At 69.4% G+C, this 19841-nt stretch carries 24 protein-coding genes; 14 read left to right on the top strand and 10 right to left on the bottom strand.

Going from position 1 to position 19841, the window contains the following annotated elements; all coding sequences use genetic code 11:
- The 14 genes from AC1D12_RS00510 to AC1D12_RS00445 form a co-directional block, all read left to right on the top strand.
- Nucleotides 1-386: RBBP9/YdeN family alpha/beta hydrolase (locus AC1D12_RS00510; protein WP_477838361.1), on the top strand; the 386-nt coding region annotated here is incomplete at its 5' end.
- 43 nt (nucleotides 387-429) lie between these two features.
- The gene (locus AC1D12_RS00505; protein ID WP_465110139.1) at nucleotides 430-1071 is read left to right on the top strand and encodes a peroxiredoxin; all 642 of its coding nucleotides are present in this window, start codon (nucleotides 430-432) and stop codon (nucleotides 1069-1071) included.
- A gap of 69 nt (nucleotides 1072-1140) precedes the next feature.
- Nucleotides 1141-1746: a type IV toxin-antitoxin system AbiEi family antitoxin domain-containing protein gene (locus AC1D12_RS00500; protein WP_477824600.1), complete on the top strand. Its 606-nt coding sequence runs from the start codon at nucleotides 1141-1143 to the stop codon at nucleotides 1744-1746.
- Nucleotides 1743-2645 carry a nucleotidyl transferase AbiEii/AbiGii toxin family protein gene (locus AC1D12_RS00495; protein WP_477824601.1) on the top strand — a complete coding sequence of 301 codons (903 nt, stop codon included), beginning with the start codon at nucleotides 1743-1745 and terminating at the stop codon, nucleotides 2643-2645. The genes AC1D12_RS00500 and AC1D12_RS00495 overlap by 4 nt, the downstream gene beginning before the upstream one ends.
- A gap of 144 nt (nucleotides 2646-2789) precedes the next feature.
- Nucleotides 2790-4313, top strand: coding sequence for an acyl--CoA ligase (locus tag AC1D12_RS00490; RefSeq protein ID WP_477838359.1), 1524 nt, complete (start codon nucleotides 2790-2792; stop codon nucleotides 4311-4313).
- A 178-nt stretch (nucleotides 4314-4491) separates the two neighbouring features.
- Nucleotides 4492-5457 carry a Bug family tripartite tricarboxylate transporter substrate binding protein gene (locus AC1D12_RS00485; RefSeq protein ID WP_477838363.1) on the top strand — a complete coding sequence of 322 codons (966 nt, stop codon included), beginning with the start codon at nucleotides 4492-4494 and terminating at the stop codon, nucleotides 5455-5457.
- A 24-nt stretch (nucleotides 5458-5481) separates the two neighbouring features.
- Entirely contained in the window at nucleotides 5482-5979 is a 498-nt protein-coding gene (locus tag AC1D12_RS00480; protein ID WP_047503878.1) for a tripartite tricarboxylate transporter TctB family protein, read from the top strand.
- A gap of 58 nt (nucleotides 5980-6037) precedes the next feature.
- Nucleotides 6038-7558 carry a tripartite tricarboxylate transporter permease gene (locus tag AC1D12_RS00475; protein WP_477838357.1) on the top strand — a complete coding sequence of 507 codons (1521 nt, stop codon included), beginning with the start codon at nucleotides 6038-6040 and terminating at the stop codon, nucleotides 7556-7558.
- On the top strand, nucleotides 7555-8562 hold the full coding sequence (locus AC1D12_RS00470) for a 2-dehydropantoate 2-reductase (RefSeq protein WP_477824603.1): 1008 nt from the start codon (nucleotides 7555-7557) through the stop codon (nucleotides 8560-8562). The genes AC1D12_RS00475 and AC1D12_RS00470 overlap by 4 nt, the downstream gene beginning before the upstream one ends.
- A gap of 19 nt (nucleotides 8563-8581) precedes the next feature.
- Entirely contained in the window at nucleotides 8582-8920 is a 339-nt protein-coding gene (locus AC1D12_RS00465) for a DUF2845 domain-containing protein (RefSeq protein ID WP_465110135.1), read from the top strand.
- Nucleotides 8921-8930: 10 nt separating this feature from the next.
- The gene (locus AC1D12_RS00460) at nucleotides 8931-9449 is read left to right on the top strand and encodes a cupin domain-containing protein (protein ID WP_477838355.1); all 519 of its coding nucleotides are present in this window, start codon (nucleotides 8931-8933) and stop codon (nucleotides 9447-9449) included.
- Between the two features lie 7 nt (nucleotides 9450-9456).
- Nucleotides 9457-10011, top strand: a complete 555-nt coding sequence (locus AC1D12_RS00455) for a DUF1697 domain-containing protein (RefSeq protein WP_477824606.1) — start codon at nucleotides 9457-9459, stop codon at nucleotides 10009-10011.
- Between the two features lie 16 nt (nucleotides 10012-10027).
- Complete coding sequence (locus tag AC1D12_RS00450; protein ID WP_477824607.1) at nucleotides 10028-10489, top strand: GNAT family N-acetyltransferase; 462 nt, start codon at nucleotides 10028-10030, stop codon at nucleotides 10487-10489.
- Between the two features lie 7 nt (nucleotides 10490-10496).
- Nucleotides 10497-10952 carry a GNAT family N-acetyltransferase gene (locus tag AC1D12_RS00445; RefSeq protein WP_477824608.1) on the top strand — a complete coding sequence of 152 codons (456 nt, stop codon included), beginning with the start codon at nucleotides 10497-10499 and terminating at the stop codon, nucleotides 10950-10952.
- On the opposite strand, the gene AC1D12_RS00440 is transcribed toward AC1D12_RS00445, so the two are convergent.
- The 10 genes from AC1D12_RS00440 to AC1D12_RS00395 all read right to left on the bottom strand — a co-directional run bounded on the left by AC1D12_RS00440 (nucleotide 10937) and on the right by AC1D12_RS00395 (nucleotide 19829).
- Nucleotides 10937-11707, bottom strand: coding sequence for a fumarylacetoacetate hydrolase family protein (locus tag AC1D12_RS00440; protein ID WP_477824609.1), 771 nt, complete (start codon nucleotides 11705-11707; stop codon nucleotides 10937-10939). The two genes, AC1D12_RS00445 and AC1D12_RS00440, sit on opposite strands and share 16 nt — an antisense overlap.
- Nucleotides 11704-12234: a GrpB family protein gene (locus AC1D12_RS00435; RefSeq protein WP_477838353.1), complete on the bottom strand. Its 531-nt coding sequence runs from the start codon at nucleotides 12232-12234 to the stop codon at nucleotides 11704-11706. The genes AC1D12_RS00440 and AC1D12_RS00435 overlap by 4 nt, the downstream gene beginning before the upstream one ends.
- Before the next feature lie 71 nt (nucleotides 12235-12305).
- Complete coding sequence (locus AC1D12_RS00430; protein WP_477824611.1) at nucleotides 12306-13094, bottom strand: MetQ/NlpA family ABC transporter substrate-binding protein; 789 nt, start codon at nucleotides 13092-13094, stop codon at nucleotides 12306-12308.
- Nucleotides 13095-13125: 31 nt separating this feature from the next.
- A complete protein-coding gene (locus AC1D12_RS00425; protein ID WP_477824612.1) occupies nucleotides 13126-13953 on the bottom strand; it encodes an ABC transporter permease in 828 nt (275 codons plus the stop codon).
- Nucleotides 13943-14917: an aliphatic sulfonate ABC transporter substrate-binding protein gene (locus AC1D12_RS00420; protein ID WP_477838352.1), complete on the bottom strand. Its 975-nt coding sequence runs from the start codon at nucleotides 14915-14917 to the stop codon at nucleotides 13943-13945. The genes AC1D12_RS00425 and AC1D12_RS00420 overlap by 11 nt, the downstream gene beginning before the upstream one ends.
- Before the next feature lie 24 nt (nucleotides 14918-14941).
- Nucleotides 14942-16315: an LLM class flavin-dependent oxidoreductase gene (locus AC1D12_RS00415; protein WP_477824614.1), complete on the bottom strand. Its 1374-nt coding sequence runs from the start codon at nucleotides 16313-16315 to the stop codon at nucleotides 14942-14944.
- Complete coding sequence (locus AC1D12_RS00410) at nucleotides 16312-17124, bottom strand: MetQ/NlpA family ABC transporter substrate-binding protein (protein WP_477838350.1); 813 nt, start codon at nucleotides 17122-17124, stop codon at nucleotides 16312-16314. The genes AC1D12_RS00415 and AC1D12_RS00410 overlap by 4 nt, the downstream gene beginning before the upstream one ends.
- 41 nt (nucleotides 17125-17165) lie before the next feature.
- Nucleotides 17166-17828, bottom strand: coding sequence for a methionine ABC transporter permease (locus tag AC1D12_RS00405; RefSeq protein ID WP_477824615.1), 663 nt, complete (start codon nucleotides 17826-17828; stop codon nucleotides 17166-17168).
- Nucleotides 17821-18633, bottom strand: a complete 813-nt coding sequence (locus tag AC1D12_RS00400; RefSeq protein ID WP_477824616.1) for a methionine ABC transporter ATP-binding protein — start codon at nucleotides 18631-18633, stop codon at nucleotides 17821-17823. The genes AC1D12_RS00405 and AC1D12_RS00400 overlap by 8 nt, the downstream gene beginning before the upstream one ends.
- Entirely contained in the window at nucleotides 18630-19829 is a 1200-nt protein-coding gene (locus tag AC1D12_RS00395; RefSeq protein ID WP_477838348.1) for an acyl-CoA dehydrogenase family protein, read from the bottom strand. Before AC1D12_RS00395 ends, AC1D12_RS00400 begins: the two co-directional genes overlap by 4 nt.
- Between the last annotated feature and the right edge of the window lie 12 nt (nucleotides 19830-19841).

The raw sequence follows: 19841 nt of genomic DNA, 5'->3' as shown, positions 1-19841 counted from the left end.
GCTTCGGCTGCCTGGCGCTCGCGCAGCACGTGCTGTCGACCTGCGGCCGCACCGCCCACGGCGTGCGCGGCGCGCTGCTGGTGGCGCCGGCCGACCCGGGCCGCTTCGCGCTCGACGACCTGCCGCTGCGCCAGCGCCTGCGCGTACCGGCCACGCTGCTCGCGAGCGACACCGATCCGTGGATGAGCGCACCAAGAGCAGAATCGTTCGCCCAGGCCTGGGGCAGCGGCTTCGTGAACCTGGGCGACGCCGGCCACATCAATGCCGAGGCGGGCTTCGGCCCGTTGCCGGCGGCGAAGAAGCTGACCGAGTTCCTGATCCACCGTGTCGAGCAATCGCGCCGGCCGGAGCGCGCCGACCTGCACGAGTTCTCGTTCGCCGTCTGACCGGCCATTCGACCTGTCATTCATCCATCACCAGGAGACCACCATGAGCTTGCGACTGGGCGACATCGCCCCCGACTTCGAACAGCAATCCTCCGACGGCCCGATCAGCTTCCACAAGTGGCTGGGCGACAGCTGGGGCGTGCTGTTCTCGCACCCGGCCGATTTCACGCCGGTGTGCACCACCGAGCTCGGCCTGACCGCCAAGCTGAAGGACGAGTTCACGAAGCGCAACGTGAAGGCGATCGCGCTGAGCGTCGACCCGGTCGACTCGCACACGAAGTGGATCCAGGACATCAACACGACGCAGAAGACGCGGGTCAACTTCCCGATCCTGGCCGACGCCGACCGCAAGGTGGCCGAGCTGTACGACCTGATCCACCCGAACGCCAGCACCACCGCCACCGTGCGCTCGCTGTTCGTGATCGACCCAGCGAAGAAGATCCGCCTGACGATCACCTACCCGGCGAGCACCGGCCGCAACTTCGACGAGATCCTGCGCGTGATCGACTCGCTGCAGCTGACCGATTCGCACAGCGTCGCGACGCCGGGCAACTGGAAGGACGGCGACGACGTCGTGATCGTGCCGTCGCTGCAGGATCCGGAGGTCATCAAGAAGAAGTTCCCGAAGGGCTACACGGCGGTGACGCCGTACCTGCGGTTGACGCCGCAGCCGAACAAGCCTTGAGAGGTAGGCGGCAGGGGTTTGTTGGACGCATGACTTGCCGACAAGTCATGCGGAAACTAAACTCCGCCGATGGCATCCACCCAGGCCGACCAGATCCTCGAACTTGCGCGGCGGCAGCGCCTGCTGAAGGCCGCCGACGTTCGCGCCCGGGGCTGGTCGCCGCAACTGCTGCTCAAGCTTCATCAGGCCGGCAAGCTGCAACGGGCGGCCCGCGGGCTCTACAGCCTGCCGGATGCGCAACCCACCGAGCACCAGACGCTGATCGAGGTCTGCCACCGCGTGCCGAAGGCGGTGGTGTGCCTGCTGTCGGCGCTGCAGTTCCACGGCATCGGCACGCAGCTTCCGCACGAGGTCTGGATCGCACTGCCTGAAGGCACGCAGACACCGGCCATTGACTACCCGCCGCTGCGCATCGTGCGGCTGCGCGGCGATGCCGGCACGGCCGGCATCGAGACGGCGGTCGAACAGGGTTCGCCGATCCGGGTCTACGGCATCGCGAAAACGGTCACCGACTGCTTCAAGTTCCGCCACAAGATCGGGCTGGACGTCGCGCTCGAGGCCCTGCGCGATGCCTGGCGATCGCGCCGGCTCGGCATGGACGAAGTCACCCATTTCGCGCGCATCAACCGCGTCGAGACGGTGATGCGGCCGTACCTGGAAGCGCTGGTGGCATGAGCGACGCGAGCGCGGCGTCGGTACTGGCCCGGCTGTTGAACCTCGCCAAGCAGTCCGGCGAAGACTACAACCTGCTGCTGAACCGCTTCGCGCTGGAGCGCCTGCTCTGCCGCATCAGCGTGTCGGAGCATGCCGAGCGATTCCTGCTGAAAGGAGCGCTGCTGTTCACGCTCTGGTACGACACGCCGCACCGGCCGACGCGAGACGCCGATCTCCTCGGTTTCGGCCCCGACGGCCCGGACCACCTGACGGACACCTTCCGCAGCATCGCCGGCATCGACCTCGGCGATGGCATCACGTTCGCGCCCGACTCGGTCCGCGTGGAGTCCATCCGCGAAGACACGACCTATGGCGGCTGGCGGGTGCGGCTCGAAGCCCGCATCGGCAACGCACGCTGTGCACTGCATGTCGACGTCGGGTTCGGCGACGCCGTCACGCCGGCCGCCGAGTCGGTGACCTTTCCCGTGCTGCTGGCCGACCTGGCCGCGCCCCGGCTGCAGGCCTATCCGGTCTATACCGTGATCGCGGAGAAGTACCACGCGATGGTCTCGCTCGGCATCGCCAACAGCCGCATGAAGGACTTCTTCGACCTGTCCGTCATCGCCCACCGGTCGACATTGGACGGCGCCACGCTCGCACGTGCCATCGGCGCGACGTTCGCCCGGCGCCGGACCCCGCTGCCCGCCGAGCCCCCGCTCGCGCTGACGGCCTTCTTCGCGGACGACGACGCCAAGCGCAGGCAGTGGGCTGCGTTCCTCGGCAAGGCGCGCCTGGGCGCGCCCCCGTTGCCGCAGGTCATCGCGCTGCTTCACGACCTGCTGTGGCCGCCCACGCAAGTGGCCGCTTCCGGCAGCCTCGCCAACGCGGCCTGGCGGCCCGAGCACGCTCGCTGGGCGTGATCCGGTGCGTGATCGGGGATCCCCCGTTCTTGCCAGTCGCCGGGTTCGTGCGGCACACTCGCCCCCGACAACAAGTAGAAACACACCACGTTGGGGGGCGTGCGTCGTCGACGCGCTGCCTCGTTCCCATCTTGCGAGGCACCGATGTCCCACAGCTTGAAGGATCTGCTTGCCCATGGCGCCGATGACGACATCGCCATCTCCGCCCCCGACCGCCCCCCGCTGCGCTACCGCGAACTGCGCCGGCTGATCGCCGAGACGCTCGCCCGGCTCAACGGCCTGGGCATCGCCCGCAACGACCGCGTGGCGATCGTGCTGAACAACGGCCCCGAGATGGCGACCTGCTTCGTCGCCTGCGCCTGCGGCGTGACCAGCGCGCCGCTGAACCCGGCCTACCGCGCCGACGAGTTCGAGTTCTACCTGTCCGACCTGAACGCGAAGGCGCTGGTCGTCGAGCGCGGCAGCGCCTCGCCGGCGATCGACGTGGCCGCGAAGCTCGGCGTGCGCGTGATCGACCTGGTGGTGCCCGAAGGCGCCGGCGCCGGCAGCTTCGTGCTGGAGCCGCGCGATGGCGCCATCGCCGCATCGGCCGCGCAAGCCACCTGKGCCGAGCCCGACGACGTCTCGATGGTGCTGCACACCTCCGGCACCACCTCGCGCCCGAAGATCGTGCCGCTGTCGCAGCGCAACCTGTGCGCCTCGGCCACCAACATCCGCAGCACGCTCGCGTTCACCCCCGCCGACCGCGGGCTGAACATCATGCCGCTGTTCCACATCCACGGCCTGATCGCCGGCGTGCTCGCGCCGCTGTCGGCCGGCTCGCAGGTGTTCTGCACGCCGGGCTTCAATGCGCTGAAGTTCTTCGGCTGGATGGAGGAGGCCAGGCCCACCTGGTACACCGCGGTGCCGACCATGCACCAGGCCATCCTGTCGCGCGCCGGCAAGAACGCCGACGTGATCCAGCGCCACCCGCTGCGCTTCCTGCGCTCGTCGTCGTCGTCGATGCCGCCGCAGGTGATCCGCGAGCTCGAGGAGGTGTTCGGCGCGCCGCTGATCGAGGCCTACGGCATGACCGAAGCCACGCACCAGATGGCGTCGAACCCGCTGCCGCCGAAGGCGCGCAAGCCGGGCGCGGTCGGCCTCGCGGCCGGGCCCGAGGTGGCCATCATGGCCGAGGACGGCAACCTGCTGCCGGCCGGCGGCATCGGCGAGATCGTGATCCGCGGCGCCAACGTGACGCGCGGCTACGAGAACAACCCGAAGGCCAATGCCGAGGGCTTCACGAACGGCTGGTTCCGCACCGGCGACCAGGGCACGATGGACGCCGACGGCTACATCAGCCTGACCGGGCGCCTCAAGGAAATCATCAATCGCGGCGGCGAGAAGGTCAGCCCGCGCGAGGTCGACGAGATCCTGATGGACCACCCGGCCGTCGCGCAGGTGGTGTGCTTCGGCATGCCGCACCCGAAGCTCGGCGAAGAGGTCGCCGCGGTCGTCGTGCTGCGCGAGGGCCAGCCGGCCACCGAGCGCGAGCTGCAGGCCTTCGTCGCGACGCGGGCCGCCGACTACAAGGTGCCGAAGAAGATCCTCTTCATGGACGAGATCCCGAAGGGCGCCACCGGCAAGCTGCAGCGCATCGGCCTCGCGCAGAAGCTCGGCCTCGGCTGATACCGTTTTCTTCCCGGGCGAACCCTGCCGGTCGCCCGCGGTCGGCGTCCGTGAGGACGTTGGCGGCCGCACCCACAAGAACGACACCGACGGACCCCGGGGGGCGATTCCCCCAGTGTGACAACCACAAGGAGCGATCTTGAAGTACCAGCAGTTCAAGCWGTGGGCGGCGGCCGCGATGGCGCTGTGTGCGATGGGCGGGGGCGGGGCGGCACAGGCCTGGGAGCCCGCCAAGCCGGTGGAGTTCGTCGTGCCGGCCGGCACCGGCGGCGGGGCCGACCAGATGGCCCGCTTCATCCAGGGCGTGGTCGCGAAGAACAACCTGATGAAGCAGCCGATCATCGTCGTCAACAAGGCGGGCGGCGCGGGCGCCGAGGGCTTCCTCGACGTGAAGGGCGCGAAGGGCGATGCGCACAAGATCGTCATCACGCTGTCGAACCTGTACACGACGCCGCTCGCCACCGGCGTKCCGTTCAACTGGCGCGACCTGACGCCGGTGGCGATGCTCGCGCAGGACGAGTTCGTGCTGTGGGTCAACGCCGAGTCGCCGTACAAGACCGCGAAGGAGTACATCGACGCGATCAAGGCGCAGCCGGCCAACAGCTTCAAGATGGGCGGCACCGGCTCGAAGCAGGAAGACCAGATCATCACCGCGATGCTCGAGAAGGCGGTCGGCAAGAAGCTCACCTACATCCCGTACAAGGGCGGCGGCGACGTCGYGGTGCAGCTGGTGGGCAAGCACGTCGACTCGACGGTCAACAACCCGATCGAGGCCGAGTCGCACTGGCGCGCCGGCAAGCTGCGCGCGCTGTGCGTGATGGACAAGGACAAGCTGCCGTACACCGCCAAGCTGACGCCGACGCAGAGCTGGAACGACATCCCCACGTGTGCGTCGGCCGGCGTGCCGGTCGACTACCTGATGCTGCGCGGCATCTTCATGCCGCCGGGCGCGACGCCGGAGCAGGTGGCGTTCTACATCGAACTGTTCAAGAAGGTGCGCGCGCTGCCGGAGTGGAAGGACTTCATGGACAAGGGTGCGTTCAAGCAGACCTTCATGAGCGGCCCGGAGTTCGTCGACTGGCTCGGGAAGAACGAGCAGATGCACCGCGAGTTGATGAAGCAGGCCGGCTTCCTCGCGCAATAGGCCCGTCCCACAACGAGGTGATGCATGAGCGAACCTGATTCCGCAACGGTCGGCAAGCGGTGGCCGGAGGTCGGCATGGCCGGCGTACTGGCCGCGATCGCGCTGGTGGTGATCGTCGACAGCCTGCGCGTGGGCATCGGCTGGGCCGACGACGGCCCGCGCGCCGGCTACTTCCCGTTCTACATCGGGCTGCTGCTGCTCGCGGCGGCGGGCAGCATCCTGTTCGGCGAGTTCCGCCGCCGCAAGCAGCCCGACCCGGCGTTCGCCGAGCGCGCGCAGCTGCGCATGGTGGTCGCGGTGCTGCTGCCGATGGTGGTGTACGTCGCGCTGATCTGGGGGCTCGGCATCTACCTCGCATCGACGCTGCTGATCGGCTACTTCATGCGCCGCCACGGGCACTACCGCTGGCCGCTCACCGCGGCGGTGTCGGTCGGCGTGCCGCTGCTGCTGTTCGCGGTGTTCGAGAAATGGTTCCTGGTGCCGCTGCCGAAGGGGCCGATCGAGCGTCTGTTCGGTCTTTAGTCAGGGCTGTAGAAGTTCCTCCGCCCGCGCACACAAGAACCCACAGGGAGAGAAGCGCATGGAAGAAATCACCAACCTGATGCACGGCTTCGGCGTGGCCCTCACGCTGCCCAACCTCGGCTTCATGCTGATCGGCCTCACGCTGGGCGTGCTGATCGGCGTGCTGCCGGGGCTGGGCGGCGCCAACGGCGTCGCGATCCTGCTGCCGCTCACGTTCTCGATGAACCCCACGTCGGCCATCATCATGCTGTCGTGCATCTACTGGGGAGCGCTGTTCGGCGGGGCGATCACGTCGATCCTGTTCAACATCCCCGGCGAGCCGTGGTCGGTGGCCACCACCTTCGACGGCTACCCGATGGCGCAGCAGGGCCGCGCGGCGCAGGCGCTGACGGCGGCTTTCACCTCGTCGTTCGTCGGCGCGCTGTTCGCGGTGGTGCTGATCACCTTCCTCGCGCCGCTGCTCGCGAAGTTCGCGCTGAAGTTCGGCCCGCCGGAGTTCTTCGCGGTGCAGCTGCTCACGTTCTGCAGCTTCGTCGGCACCAGCAAGGAGCCGCCGGCCAAGACCATCGCGTCGATGATGCTCGGCTTCGCGCTCGCCGCCGTCGGCATGGACAGCGTGACCGGCCAGCTGCGCATGACCTTCGGCGTGCCCGAGCTGCTGAAGGGCTTCGACTTCCTGATCGCGGTGATCGGGCTGTTCGGYATCGGCGARATCCTGCTGACGATGGAGGAGGGCCTGGCCTTCAAGGGCAAGAGCGCGAAGATCAACTTCAAGGTGGTGTGGCAGACCTGGGGTGAGCTGCTCAGGCACTGGAAGACCTTCCTGCGCTCGACGGCGATCGGCTGCTGGATGGGCATCACGCCGGGCGGCGCGACGCCGGCCTCGTTCATGAGCTACGGCATGGCGCGCCGCATGTCCGACGACCCGCAGAGCTTCGGCAAGGGGCAGATCCAGGGCGTGATCGCGCCCGAGACCGCGGCGCACGCGGCCGGCACCTCGGCGCTGCTGCCGATGCTGACGCTGGGCATCCCCGGCTCGCCGACCGCGGCCGTGCTGCTGGGCGGCCTGCTGATCTGGGGGCTGCAGCCGGGGCCGATGCTGTTCGTCGAGCAGAAGGATTTCGTCTGGGGGCTGATCGCCTCGATGTACCTCGGCAACCTGGTCGGCCTGATCGTGGTGCTGACGACGGTGCCGTGGTGGGCGGCGATCCTGCGCATCCCGTTCTCGGTGATCGCGCCGGTGATCATCGTGATCTGCGCGATCGGCGCGTACACGGTGCACAGCGCGATGTTCGACGTGGTGATGATGCTGGTGTTCGGCGTCGTCGGCTACGTCTTCAAGAAGCTGCGCTACCCGCTGGCGCCGATGGTGCTGGCGCTGGTGCTGGGCGACATGGCCGAGGCGAGCTTCCGGCAGTCGATGCTTGCATCTCAGGGCAAACTCTCGATCTTCTGGTCGAACCCGCTGGTGGGTGGGATCACGGCGCTGGCGCTGGTGATCCTGCTGTGGCCGGCGGCGCAAAGCGGGCGCAGGTGGTTGCGCTCGCGCGAAACCCACGCTGTCGGAGAAATCCCTTGAAATTCGCGATCGTCGGCGCCGGTGCCATCGGCGGCTACCTGGGGGCCCGGCTGGCGCTGGCGGGCGAAGAGGTCACCTTCATCGCCCGCAACCGCAACCTGGCGGCCATCAACGCGAACGGCTTCAAGCTGATCGAGGAAGACGGCCGCGAGCAGGTCGCGCGCAACCTGCGGGCGGTGCAGCGCATGGCCGAGGCCGGCCCGCAGGACGTGGTGCTGCTGACGCTGAAGGCACACCAGGTGAAGGACGTGCTGCCCGAGCTGCGCGAGCTGTTCGGCCCGCACACGCTGGTCGTCACGATGATCAACGGGCTGCCGTGGTGGTACTTCCACAAGCTGGCCGGGCCGTACGAGGGGCGCTCGCTCGAGAGCGTCGACCCCGGCGGCGTGATCGGCGCGCACATCGAGCCCGAGCGCGTGATCGGCGGCATCGTCTACCCGGCCTCGGAGCTGGTCGAGCCGGGCGTGGTGCGCGTGATCGAGGGCAACCGCTTCACGCTGGGCGAGCTGGACGGCTCGCGCAGCGAGCGCATCGAGGCGCTGTCGCAGGCGATGATGCGGGCCGGCTTCAAGTCGCCGGTGTCCAAGGACATCCGCGGCGAGATCTGGGTCAAGCTGTGGGGCAACCTGAGCTTCAACCCGATCAGCGCGCTGACGCATGCGACGCTGCAGGACATCTGCCGCTTCCCGGCCACGCGCGAACTCGCGGCGCGGATGATGACCGAGGCGCAGGCGATCGGCGAGAAGCTCGGCGTGGAGTTCAAGATCTCGCTGGACAAGCGCATCGCCGGCGCCGAGGCGGTTGGCGCGCACAAGACCTCGATGCTGCAGGACGTGGAGCACGGCCGCGCGCTGGAGCTGCAGGCGCTGGTGGGCTCGGTGGTCGAGCTCGCGCAGATCACGCAGACGCCGGCRCCGAACATCGAGGCGGTGTACGCGGTGACCGGGCTGCTGGCGCAGACGCTGTCGCAGCACGCAGGCAAACTCGCGCTCTCGCCCGCCTGAGAAATCACAAGGAACCCTCATGAAATTTCCCTTTGCGTTGTGCGCAGCGGCCGTGCTGCTGGGCCTGTCCGCTTCGGCCGGTGCCCAATCGCTGCGCTGCAGTTCCGCCACCATCGGTGTCGGCGAACCGCGCTCCGGCGTGCTGCAGAAATGCGGCGAACCCATCGCCCGCGATTCGTTCTGCAAGCCGGTCGATCCGCAGTCGGTCGCCGCCAGCGCGCCCGGTACCGCCGTCGTGCTGCCGTGCGAGAAGATCGACGAGTGGACCTACAACCCCGGCTACGGGCAGTTCATCACGACGCTGCGGCTCGAGGCCGGCAAGGTCACCGCGGTGACCTACGGCGACCGGGTCAAGTAGGCGTGCGGCGATGAGTTCACYGGCCGCCGACAAGCCCACCTCGGTCAACGCCGACGGCATCTTCGAGCCGTTCCCGATCAGCCGCGTGCCGATGGAGGAGTTCCTGCGCGGCGAGCGCTTCGGCATGCGCTACCGGCACCTCAGCTCGTTCGGTGGCGGCACGCAGGTGAGCGTCTCGATGGAAGAGCTGCCGCCGGGCCGCCAGGCCAACCAGGCGCACTACCACCTGCTCGAGGAAGAGCACCTCTACCTGATCGAGGGCAGCCTCACGCTGACGCTGGGCGACAAGCGCTACCTGATGACAGCCGGCGACTACGTGTGCTTTCCGGCCGGCCAGAAGGCGGGCCACGCGATCTTCAACCACACCGAGGCGCCGTGCCGCTACCTGGTGCTGGGCACCTCGAACCCGCATGACGTGGCGGTGCACACCGAGACCGGCCGCGTCAGCGTCAGGCTGATGGGCGAGGGCTACCGGCGCTCATCGGTGATGGGCTACTGGGACGAGGTCGACGTCGACCGCACGCCTTGACGACGGCATGGACTTCGCCGTCTTCTTCCGCAACCTCAACCTCGGGCGGACCAACTGCCCGACGAAGCTGCAGCTGGAAGCCGCCTTCCTGGACGCGGGTGCCGTCAGCGCCGCCTCGTTTCTGACCAACGGCACGCTGGTCTACACAGCTTCGTCGACCGATCAAGCACGGGAGGTGTTCGACCGCGCATATGCATTGCTGAACACGCGATGCGGCCTGAAGGAGCCCGCCTTCGTGCGCACCGTCGACTACCTCGAAGCGCTGGTCGACACCGACCCGTTCGCCGGCATCGACCGTGCGAGCGTCTACGAGTTCTGCGTCTCCTTCCTGCATTCGCCCGAGGTGGTGCCGCCGACGCTGCCGCTCGCGTCCGCGCGCGGCGATGTCGAGCTGATCGCGGTGACGCCCGCCGAGGTGCTGAGCCTGAGCCGCAAGTTCGGCGCCTCGCCCGGCAGCCCGAACGCCTTCCTCGAGAAGCGGCTGGGCTCGCCGCTGACGACGCGCGCCTGGAACACCCTCGTGCGGCTGGTGCGCAAGCATCGCGCCGCGTCCGCCGACTGACCCGGACCCTGCCGCCATGAAACCCGACTTCACGATCCGCCCCGTCGCGCGCGACGACTTCGCCGCCTGGAAGCCGCTCTGGGACGGCTACAACGCGTTCTACGGCCGCGAGGGCCCGACCGCGCTGCCCGACGAGATCACGCAGGCCACCTGGTCGCGCTTCTTCGATGCCTACGAGCCGGTGCACGCGCTGGTGGCCGCGCGCGGCAGCGAGCTGCTGGGCCTCACGCACTACCTGTTCCACCGCAGCACGACGCTGCTCGGGCCGACCTGCTACCTGCAGGACCTGTTCACGACGGCCGCTGCACGCGGGCGCGGCGTCGGCCGCGCGCTGATCGAAGGTGTGTACGAGCGCGCCGCGGCGGGCGGCTCCAACCGCGTCTACTGGATGACGCACGAGACCAACACGACCGCGAGGACGCTGTACGACCGGGTCGCGACGAACTCCGGCTTCCTGATCTACCGCAAGATGCTCTGAGCCCCCGATGCCGACGCCCTACTCATTGACCCTCACCGACACCGCCGATGAAGCGCTGCGCCAGGCGATCCTCGCGCCGCTCGTCGAGTACAACCTGTCGCAGGCCGGCGCCAGCGGCAACCGGCCGCTCGCGGTGCTGGTGCACGACGCGCAAGGCAACGTCGCCGGCGGCGCCTGGGGCTACACCGGCTTCCAGTGGCTGTTCATCCAGTTGCTGGTGGTGCCGGCCGATGCACGCGGCCAGGGCCTGGGCACGCAGATCATGCAGCGCGCCGAAGCGGAAGCCATCGAGCGCGGCTGCGTCGGCGCCTGGCTCGACACCTTCGAGTTCCAGGCGCGCGGCTTCTACGAGAAGCTGGGCTACGCCTGCTTCGGCCAGATCGACGGCTACCCGCCCGGGTATGCGCGCTACTTCATGAAGAAGGCGCTGCAGCCCGCTCAGCCGATTCAGCCGGCCCCGTAGACGTTCGCCAGCGTGCCGATGCCGGCTATCGTGACCTCGACGGCCGTGCCGGGCTTCATCGGCAGCACGCCGAGCGAGGTGCCGCACAGGATCACGTCGCCGGGCTCCAGCGTCATGTCGTGCGACAGCCGCGAGACCAGCTCGGCCGGCGTGAAGAACATGTCGTTCAGCGCGTAGTTCTGGCGCTCGCGGCCGCCCACTGTCGTGCGCAGCGTCGCCGCAGCCGGGTCGAACTCGGTCTCGATCACCGGGCCGAACACGCCGAAGCCATCGAAGCTCTTCGCGCGCGCCCACTGCGCAAAGCTCGGGTCGCGCGCGATCAGCTCCATCGCGGTCACGTCGTTGGCGCAGCTGTAGCCGAAGATGTGCGACGCGGCCTGCTCGAGCGGCACCGCCTTCGCGCGGCGGCCGATCACGATCGCCAGTTCGCCCTCGTAGGCCACGCGGCCGACGTCCGGGCTCGGTACCGCAATCGTTTGGCCGTGCGCGGCGAAGCTGCTCGGTGCCTTCAGGAAGTACAGCGGCTCGGCCGGCCGCGACCAGCCGTTCTTCTCGGCCGCCGCGGCGAAGTTGTTCCACAGCGCGATCATCTTCGACGGCCGGCACGGCGTCAGCCACTCGAGGCCGGCCAGCGGCAGCCGCTCACCGGTGGGGGAAGGGGAGGCGAACAGGCCGCCGGCATGGACGACGATCTCTTCGCCGTCCAGCTGCCCGAAGATCTCACGCCCGGCGTGTACCCCGCGCAGCCATTTCATGCGCCGTCGACGCAGGCGGCGGCCAGCAGCTCGCGGATGAAGCGCGACTTGCCCTCGGTGTAGGCCTCGCGGTCGTCGCGGTAGCGCGCGGCAAGCGCCCGCTTCACGTCCAGGTACTGCGCCGCCAGCTCGGGGTGGGCGCGCAGCTGGTCGCGGAACCGCAACTCGGCCTGCGCATCGGCCGGCATGCGCACGTGCACATGGTGGGTGCGGCCGGTGCCGTACGGCGGCATGCCCTTCACGAAGAACATGCGGTCGCGCCGCGGGTTGTCGGGCCAGAACACGTAGTCCAGGCCCTCGAGCGGCGCGATGAACGACGACCACTGCGCCGCCACCGGGGCGATCAGCAGGATGTCGATGATCGGCTTGGCCGGCAGGTCCGGCACCGCGGTGCTGCCGATGTGCACGATGCAGACCTCGATGTCCGGCCCGAGCGCGGCGCGGATCGCCTGCTGCTCCGCCTTGAACAGCGCAGGCCAGCGGGCATCGTAGGGAGCGAGGGCTATCGTGTCGGTGGTATCTGGCATGGCGGGCCTCCAACGGACGCGCCCGCACAGTATCACTGTGCGGCCCCGAAGTCAGCCCCCCGGCCCCACCCTCAGAAGGCCGGCACCATCGATCCGCTGAAGGTCGACTCGACCAGCTGCTTCACCTCCGGCGACTGGAAGGCCTTCACCAGCTTCGCGACCCAGGGCTTGTCCTTGTCCTCGGTGCGCACCGCCAGCAGGTTGGCGTACGGGTTCTTCGGGTCCTCGATCGCGATCGCATCGCGCGTGGGCACCAGCTTCGCCTGCACCGCGTAGTTGGTGTTGATCGCGCTCGCGTCCAGGTCGTCGAGCGAGCGCGGCAGCTGCGCCGCCTCGACCTGCACGATCTGGATCTTCTTCGGGTTCTCGACCACGTCCTGCACCGTCGCGCTGATGCCGGCGGCCGGCTTCAGCTTGATCACGCCGTACTTCTGCAGCAGCGCGAGCGCGCGCCCGCTGTTCGACGGATCGTTCTGGATGCCGACCTTCGCGCCGGCCGGCAGGTCGGCCAGCGACTTGTAGCGCTTCGAATAGAAGCCCATCGGGAAGGTCACCGTGTAGCCGACCGCGCTGATCCTGTAGCCGCGCGCCTGGATCTGCGACTGCAGGAACGGCAGGTGCTGGTAGCTGTTGGCTTGCACGTCGCCGGCATCGAGCGCGGCATTGGGCTGGATGTAGTCGTTGAACTCGACGATCTGCAGCTTCAGGCCGTCGCGCTCGGCGACCTTCTTCGCCACCTCGGCGATCTGCGCATGCGGGCCGGCGGTGACGGCGATCTTGATCGTCTCCTGCGCGGCGGCCGGGCCGGCGACGGCGACGAGGAGGGCGGACAACAGCAGGGTACGGCGATGGAGGCTCATGGTCTTTGGAGGTCAGGGACGACAGGAAACATCAAGGGCCCGGCTCGAACGCATCGCGCCACGCCAGCAGCCGGCGCTCCAGCGCGCGCATCGCGCCGTCGCTCAGCTTGCCCAGCAGCGCCAGCAGCGCGATCGCGGCGAGCACGATGTCGGCGCGGCCGGTCTCGCGGCCGTCGGTCAGCAGGTAGCCGAGGCCGCTGCTCGCGGCGATCAGCTCGGCGGCCACCATGAACATCCACGCGAGGCCGAGGCCGTTGCGCAGCCCGGTCAGCACCGACGGCAACGCGGCCGGCAGCAGCACGCGCCGCACCAGCGCCAGGCGTGAGAAGCCGAACAGCCGGCCGACCTCGACCAGCTTGCGGTCGACGCCGCGGAAGCCCGAGGCCACGCCCAGGTAGACCGGAAAGAACGCGCCGATCGCGATCAGCACGATCTTCGGCGTCTCGTCGATGCCCAGCCACAGCAGCAGCAACGGCACCCAGGCGAGCGACGGGATCGCGCGCAGGCCCTGCACGGAAGGATCGAGCCAGGCCGAGACGCGCTGCGACAGCCCGACCGCCGAGCCGGCCGCGAGCGCGAGCCCGCTGCCGAGCGCGAAGCCCGCGGCGACGCGGCCGGTGCTGGCCAGCAGATGCAGCCCGAGCGTCTGGCCGCCCAGGCCGATCAGCGTGCGCAGCACCTCGCTCGGTGGCGGCAGCGCGCGGCTGCCGGACCAGCCGAGCCAGGCCGCCAGCTCGATCGCGCCCAGCACCACGGCGGGCAGCACGATGCCCACCGGCACGCGCCAGCGGCGCTTGCTGCGCAGGCGCGGTGCCGTCGATGCTGCAGGCGCAGCCGTCAGCGTCAGTTCAGGCGGCACGCTGGATCACGCCGGTCGCGAAGCGGGTGTCGACCAGCTCCGTGATCGTGCGCGCGAGGTCGGTGCCCGGCTTGACCAGCTGCTCGTCGAGCAGGATCGGCGCGGCCGCCTGCAAGGCCTTCACATGCTCGGCCGACGGCTGCGGGTTGCTGAGATCCGTGCGCAGCTTGATCTGCAGCAGCGCGACCTGCAGGCTGACCTTGGCCTCTTCGGACAGGATCTTCGCGGCCTCGCTCTGGTTCGCGAGGATCCACAGCCGCGCACGCTCGTAGGCCGCGATCACGCGCTTCACGTCGTCCGGGCGCTGCGCGAGCACGTCCTCGCGCACATTCAGGAAGCCGTAGGTGTTGAACGCGACGTTGCGGTACAGCAGCGTCGATCCTGCATCCAGCTCGCTGGCCGCCATCAGCGGATCCAGCCCGGCCCAGGCGTCGACGCGGCCCTGCTCGAGCGCGGTGCGGCCGTCGGCATGCTGCAGCGCGACATGCTCGATGTCGCTGCGCTTCAACCCCACGCTGTGCAGCGCGCGCAGCAGGAACAGGTACGGGTCGGTGCCCTTGGTGGCCGCGACCTTCCTCCCCTTCAGGTCGGCCAGCGACTTGATCGGCGAGCCCTTGGGCACGACCAGCGCGGTCCATTCCGGGCGCGAGAAGATGTACGGCGTGCGGATCGGGTTGCYGTTGGCCTTCGCGAGCAGCGCGGCCAGGCCGGCGCTCGAGCCGATGTCGATGCTGTTGCTGTTCAGGTACTCCAGCGCGCGGTTGCTGCCGGCACTCAGCACCCATTTGACGTTGACGCCGTCGCGCCTGAAGTCTTCCTCGAGCCAGCCGAAGCGGCGCAGCACCAGGCTGGACGGCGAGTAGTAGGCGTAGTCGAGGCGCAGCTCCTTCGCATCGGCGGCACGCGCCAGCGTAGGGACGGCCAGGGCAGCAGCGGCGGCTTGCAGGACGGTACGGCGTTTCATCGGCAACTTTCGGGAATGAAGGGATCAGGCGGCGGCGTGCACGGCATCCAGCCGCAGCCGCTTCGCGATGTGGTCGGCACCGAGCCGCGGGCCGCGGCCGAACAGCTGCTCGCGCAGCGTGCCGCCGGCGTACTCGCGGCGGTAGCGGCCGCGCTTCTGCAACTCGGGCACCACGTGCTCGACGACATCGCGCATCGATTCATGCGCCACCGCATACGCGAGGTTGAAGCCGTCGACGCCGGTCGCCTCGACCCAGCGCTCCAGCTCGTCGGCCACCTGCACCGCATCGCCGACGATCACCGGCCCGCGGCCGCCGAGGCCGATGAACTGCGCCGCTTCCTGCACCGTCCAGACGCGCGTCGGGTCGGCCTGGTTGAACGACGCGAGCGCGCTGCGGCCGGCCTCGGTGTCGATGTACTCGACCGTCGCGTCGGGCGCGAAGCGGCTGAAGTCGACGCCGGTCCAGCCCGACAGCAGCGCGAGCGAGGCGTCGAGGTCGATGTGCTCGCGGTACTCCGCATGCCTGGCCTTCGCGACGGCTTCGTTCTCGCCGGTGACGATCAACGCCTGCGCGTAGATCAGCACGTCGTTCGCCGGGCGGCCTTGCGCCACCAGCGCAGCGCGGATCCCGTCGACATACTTGCGCACCACCGCGACGCTCGGCCCGCTGACGAACACGCACTCCGCATGGCGCGCCGCGAAGGCCTTGCCGCGCGGCGAGCTGCCGGCCTGGTACAGCACCGGCGTGCGTTGCGGCGACGGCTCGCACAGGTGGATGCCCGGCACCTGGTAGTGCTCGCCGCGGTGGCGGATCGGGCGCACGCGCGCCGGGTCGGTGAAGACGCCGCGCGCCTTGTCGCGCACCACCGCGTCGTCCTGCCAGCTGTGTTCCCACAGCTTGTAGACGACCTCCAGGTACTCGTCGGCCATGTCGTAGCGGTCGTCGTGCGCCGGCTGCTGCGGCAGGCCCAGGTTGCGCGCGGCGCTGTCGAGGTAGCCGGTGACGATGTTCCAGCCGATGCGCCCGCGCGTCAGGTGGTCGAGCGTGCTGATGCGGCGCGCGAACGGGTAGGGGTGCTCGTAGGTCAGCGCGCAGGTCACGCCGAAGCCCAGGTGCTGCGTCGCCTGCGCCATCAGCGGCACCAGCGCGAGCGGGTCGTTCAGCGGCACCTGCACGCCATGGCGCAGCGCGGCATCGGCCGCGCCCTGGTACACGTCGTAGACGCCCAGCACGTCGGCCAGGAACACGCCGTCGAAGCGGCCGCGCTCCAGCAGCTGCGCGAGCTCGACCCAATGGTCCGGATCGGTGTAGCGGTGCGAGCGATCGCGCGGGTGCGTCCACAGCCCGGGCGACTGGTGCCCGACCGTGTTCATCTGGAAGGCGTTGAAGCGGATCACTTGCTTGCGAGGGCCTGCTGGTAGTCGGTCTTCACGAAACCGGCGAACTTCGTTTCGGTGATGGCGAGGAACTCCTTCGAGCGGTAGGCCTCGGCGATGTCCTTGACCCACGGCGCGTCCTTGTCCGSGGTGCGCACCGCGACGACGTTCTGGTAGGTCGGGCCGGTCTTCTCGAGCGCGAGCGCCTCGGTCAGCTTCAGGCCCGAGGCCAGCGCGAAGTTGCCGTTGACGAACGAGTAGTCAGTGTCGTCCAGCGAGCGCGGCAGCTGCGCGGCCTCGATCGGCACCAGCTTGATCTTCTTGAGGTTGACGGCCACGTCCTTCTCCGACGCGCGGATCGGGTCGGTGCCTTCGCGCAGCCTGACCCAGCCGATCTCCTGCAGAACGACCAGCGCGCGCGCCGCATTCGTCGGGTCGTTCGGCAGCGCGACGACGGCGCCTTCCTTCACGTCCAGCGTCTTGTGCTTCCGGCTGTAGATCGCGATCGGCGCGGTCGGCACCTTCAGCAGCTCGCTGATCGCGAGCTTGTTCTCGGTCGCGAACTTCGTCAGGTAGACGATGTGCTGGAACGCGTTCGCGTCGAGCGCGCCCTGGGCCAGCGCGTGGTTCGGCTGGATGTAGTCGTTGAACTCGACGATCTTCACCGTGTAGCCCTTCTTCTCGAGCAGCGGCTTGATGCCGAGCTTGATCTGGTCGGCGTACGGGCCGGCGGTGGCGCCGAACACGATCTCCTTCTTCTGCTGGGCGGTCGCGCCGAGTGCGACGGCAGTGAGTGCGAGGGCCAGCAGCGAGCGGCGTGCGAACAACATGGGTACAACTCCAGGGAGAGATGAAGAAATCGGGAATCGGATCAGCGCTTGTCCAGCCGGCGCGCGACGGTGTTGCCCACCAGCTGGATCGCCTGCACCAGCACGATCAGGATCGCGACGGTGAGCACCATCACGTCGGTCTGGAAGCGGTAGTAGCCGTAGCGGATCGCGAGGTCGCCGATGCCGCCGCCGCCGACCACGCCGGCCACCGCCGAATACGACAGGAAGCTGATCGCGAGCACCGTGAGCGCGAGCACCAGGCCGGAACGCGCCTCGACGATCAGCACGCGCCAGATGATCTGCAGCTCGGAGGCGCCCATCGCATGCGCGGCCTCGATGACGCCGCGCGGCACGTCGCGCAGGTTCTGCTCGACCATGCGCGCGAAGTACGGGATCGCCGCGAACGACAGCGGCACCGCGGCGGCCACCGGCCCGATCGAGCTGCCGGCGATCACGCGGGTGAACGGCACCAGCGCAACCAGCAGGATGATGAACGGGAACGAGCGCACGGTGTTGACCGCCCAGCTGACGACGGCGAACAGCGGGCGATTCGCAAGCGACTGGCCGGGGCCGAGCAGGAACAGCCAGATGCCGAGCGGCCCGCCCAGCAGCACCGCGGCCGACAGGCCGATGGCGAGCATCAGCAGCGTCTGGCCGAGCGCGGTGCCCAGCTCGGGGAGGATGGCGACGATGTTCTCAGGCATACGCGGCCTCCTGCGGCGGCGCGGCCACCAGGCGCGCCAGCGCGCGACCCAGCGCGGTCTTGCGCGCGGCGCCAGCTTCGGCGAGCGCGAACTGCTCGGCCACCGCGCCGTCCTCGATCACCGCGACATGGCGGCACAGCGTGTGCACCACCGCCAGCTCGTGCGTGACGATCACGATGGTGACGCCGAGGCGGGCATTGATGTCGCGCAGCGTGGCCAGCAGCGACTGCGTGGTCTCGGCGTCGAGGGCAGACGTAGGCTCGTCGCACAGCAGCACCGACGGCCGCGAGGCCAGCGCGCGGGCGATCGCGACGCGCTGCTTCTGGCCGCCCGACAGCTGCGCCGAGTGCACGTCGACCTTCTCGTCCAGGCCCACCAGCGCGAGGCACTCGTGCACGCGCTGCTCGATCTCGGCCGCGCGCCAGCGGCCGTGGATGCGCAGCGGGAACGCGACGTTGTCGAACACGCTCGCGTTCTGCAGCAGGTTGAACTGCTGGAAGATCATGCCGATGCCCTGGCGCGCGTCGCGCAGCACGCGCTTGCCGAGGGCCGTCAGCTCGCGGCCGTCGACCGTGACGCTGCCGTGGTCGGGTCGCTCCAGCAGGTTGATCAGCCGCAGCAGCGTCGACTTGCCGGCGCCGCTCTTGCCGACCAGCCCGAAGATGTCGCCCTGGCGGACCTGCAGCGAGACGTTCTTGACGGCGTCGAAGCGGGTGCCGTTGGGCAGGGCGAACGACTTGCTCAGGCCGTCGAGCCGGATGAGAGGCGGCGGCAGGCCGGGGTCGAGGTTCTGGATGTTGCTCATGAGTAGGCCGTCGGCTCGGGGATCTGCCCGTTCAGCACGTAGCGGCCGATGTCGCGCAGCTTGTAGTCGATCGGGTCGTGCAGCGTGTGCACGCGGGCGTTGCGCCAGAAGCGGTCGAGCCCGTAACGCTGCGAGGTGGAGCGCGCGCCGGTCAGCTCGAAGAGTTGCGAGCTGACCTCGAGGCCGGCGCGGTGCGACAAGGCCTTGGCCTCGGCCACCGCGATCGCGACCTCGCCGCGCTCGGCGGCCGTCAGCGCCGGGCCCTGGCGCAGCGCCTGGTCGAGCCTCACCGCTGCCACATCGGCCAGCGCGATCGCAGGGCGCAGCAGCAGCCACAGCTCGCCGTAGCGGTGCTGGATGAACGGATCGTCAATGGCCTGCGCGACACCGGCGGCGAACCACGGCTTGCTCGATTCGCGGGTGTAGCGGCGGGCCTCGTCGAACGCGCCGAGGCCGATGCCGAGGTACAGGTTCGCCATGATCAGCTGCGCCACCTGCGAGCGCAGCGTGGCGCGCGCGGTGGGCACGACGCCGGGCGCCTGCAGCACCTCGTCGTGCGAGACCGGCACCTGGCGGAACGCGACGTTGCCGCTGTCGGTCTGGCGCTGGCCGAAGGCGTCCCAGTCGGCCTGCACGCTGACGCCTTCGCGTCGTGTCGGCACCGCGGCGATCAGCGCCGTCTGCGTCGGCTCGTGCCAGGCGGAGACCGTCAGCTGGTCGGAGCCGACCGAGCCCGACGCGAAGCTCTTGATGCCGTCGATCACGAAGCCGCCGTCGACCTCGCGGGCGAGCGTGCGCTTGTCGAGCGGATTCAGCGCATTGCCCCAGAAGAGCTGCTCGTCGACGGTGCGGCGCAGCAGCGAGCGCTGCTGGTCGGCGCTGCCGTACAGCAGCACGCCGGCGAGCTGCAGGTGGTGGAAGCCGAACAGGTGGGCGAGCGCGCTGTCGGCCTGCGCGAGCTGGCGCAGCACGCCGAAGAAGGTGGGCCAGTCGGCGCCGAGGCCGCCGAGCTCTCGCGGGATCGTCAGCGTCAGCAGGCCGCTCGCGCGGATGTGTTCGCGCTCGGCCGCGGCGTGGCCGCCGGCCTGGTCGCGTTCGACCGCGGTGGCGGCGAGCTGCCGGACGAGGGTGGCGGTGGCGGCAGCGATTCGCTCATGCACGTCGGCATGGCGGGACAACGGGAGAACCTGGGACATCGTGGGCCGCAG

The organism is Rhizobacter sp. P1_G5, from assembly GCF_056405435.1.
Note: the sequence above shows the minus strand (reverse complement) of the source record. Positions and strands in the feature narration are given on the sequence as shown.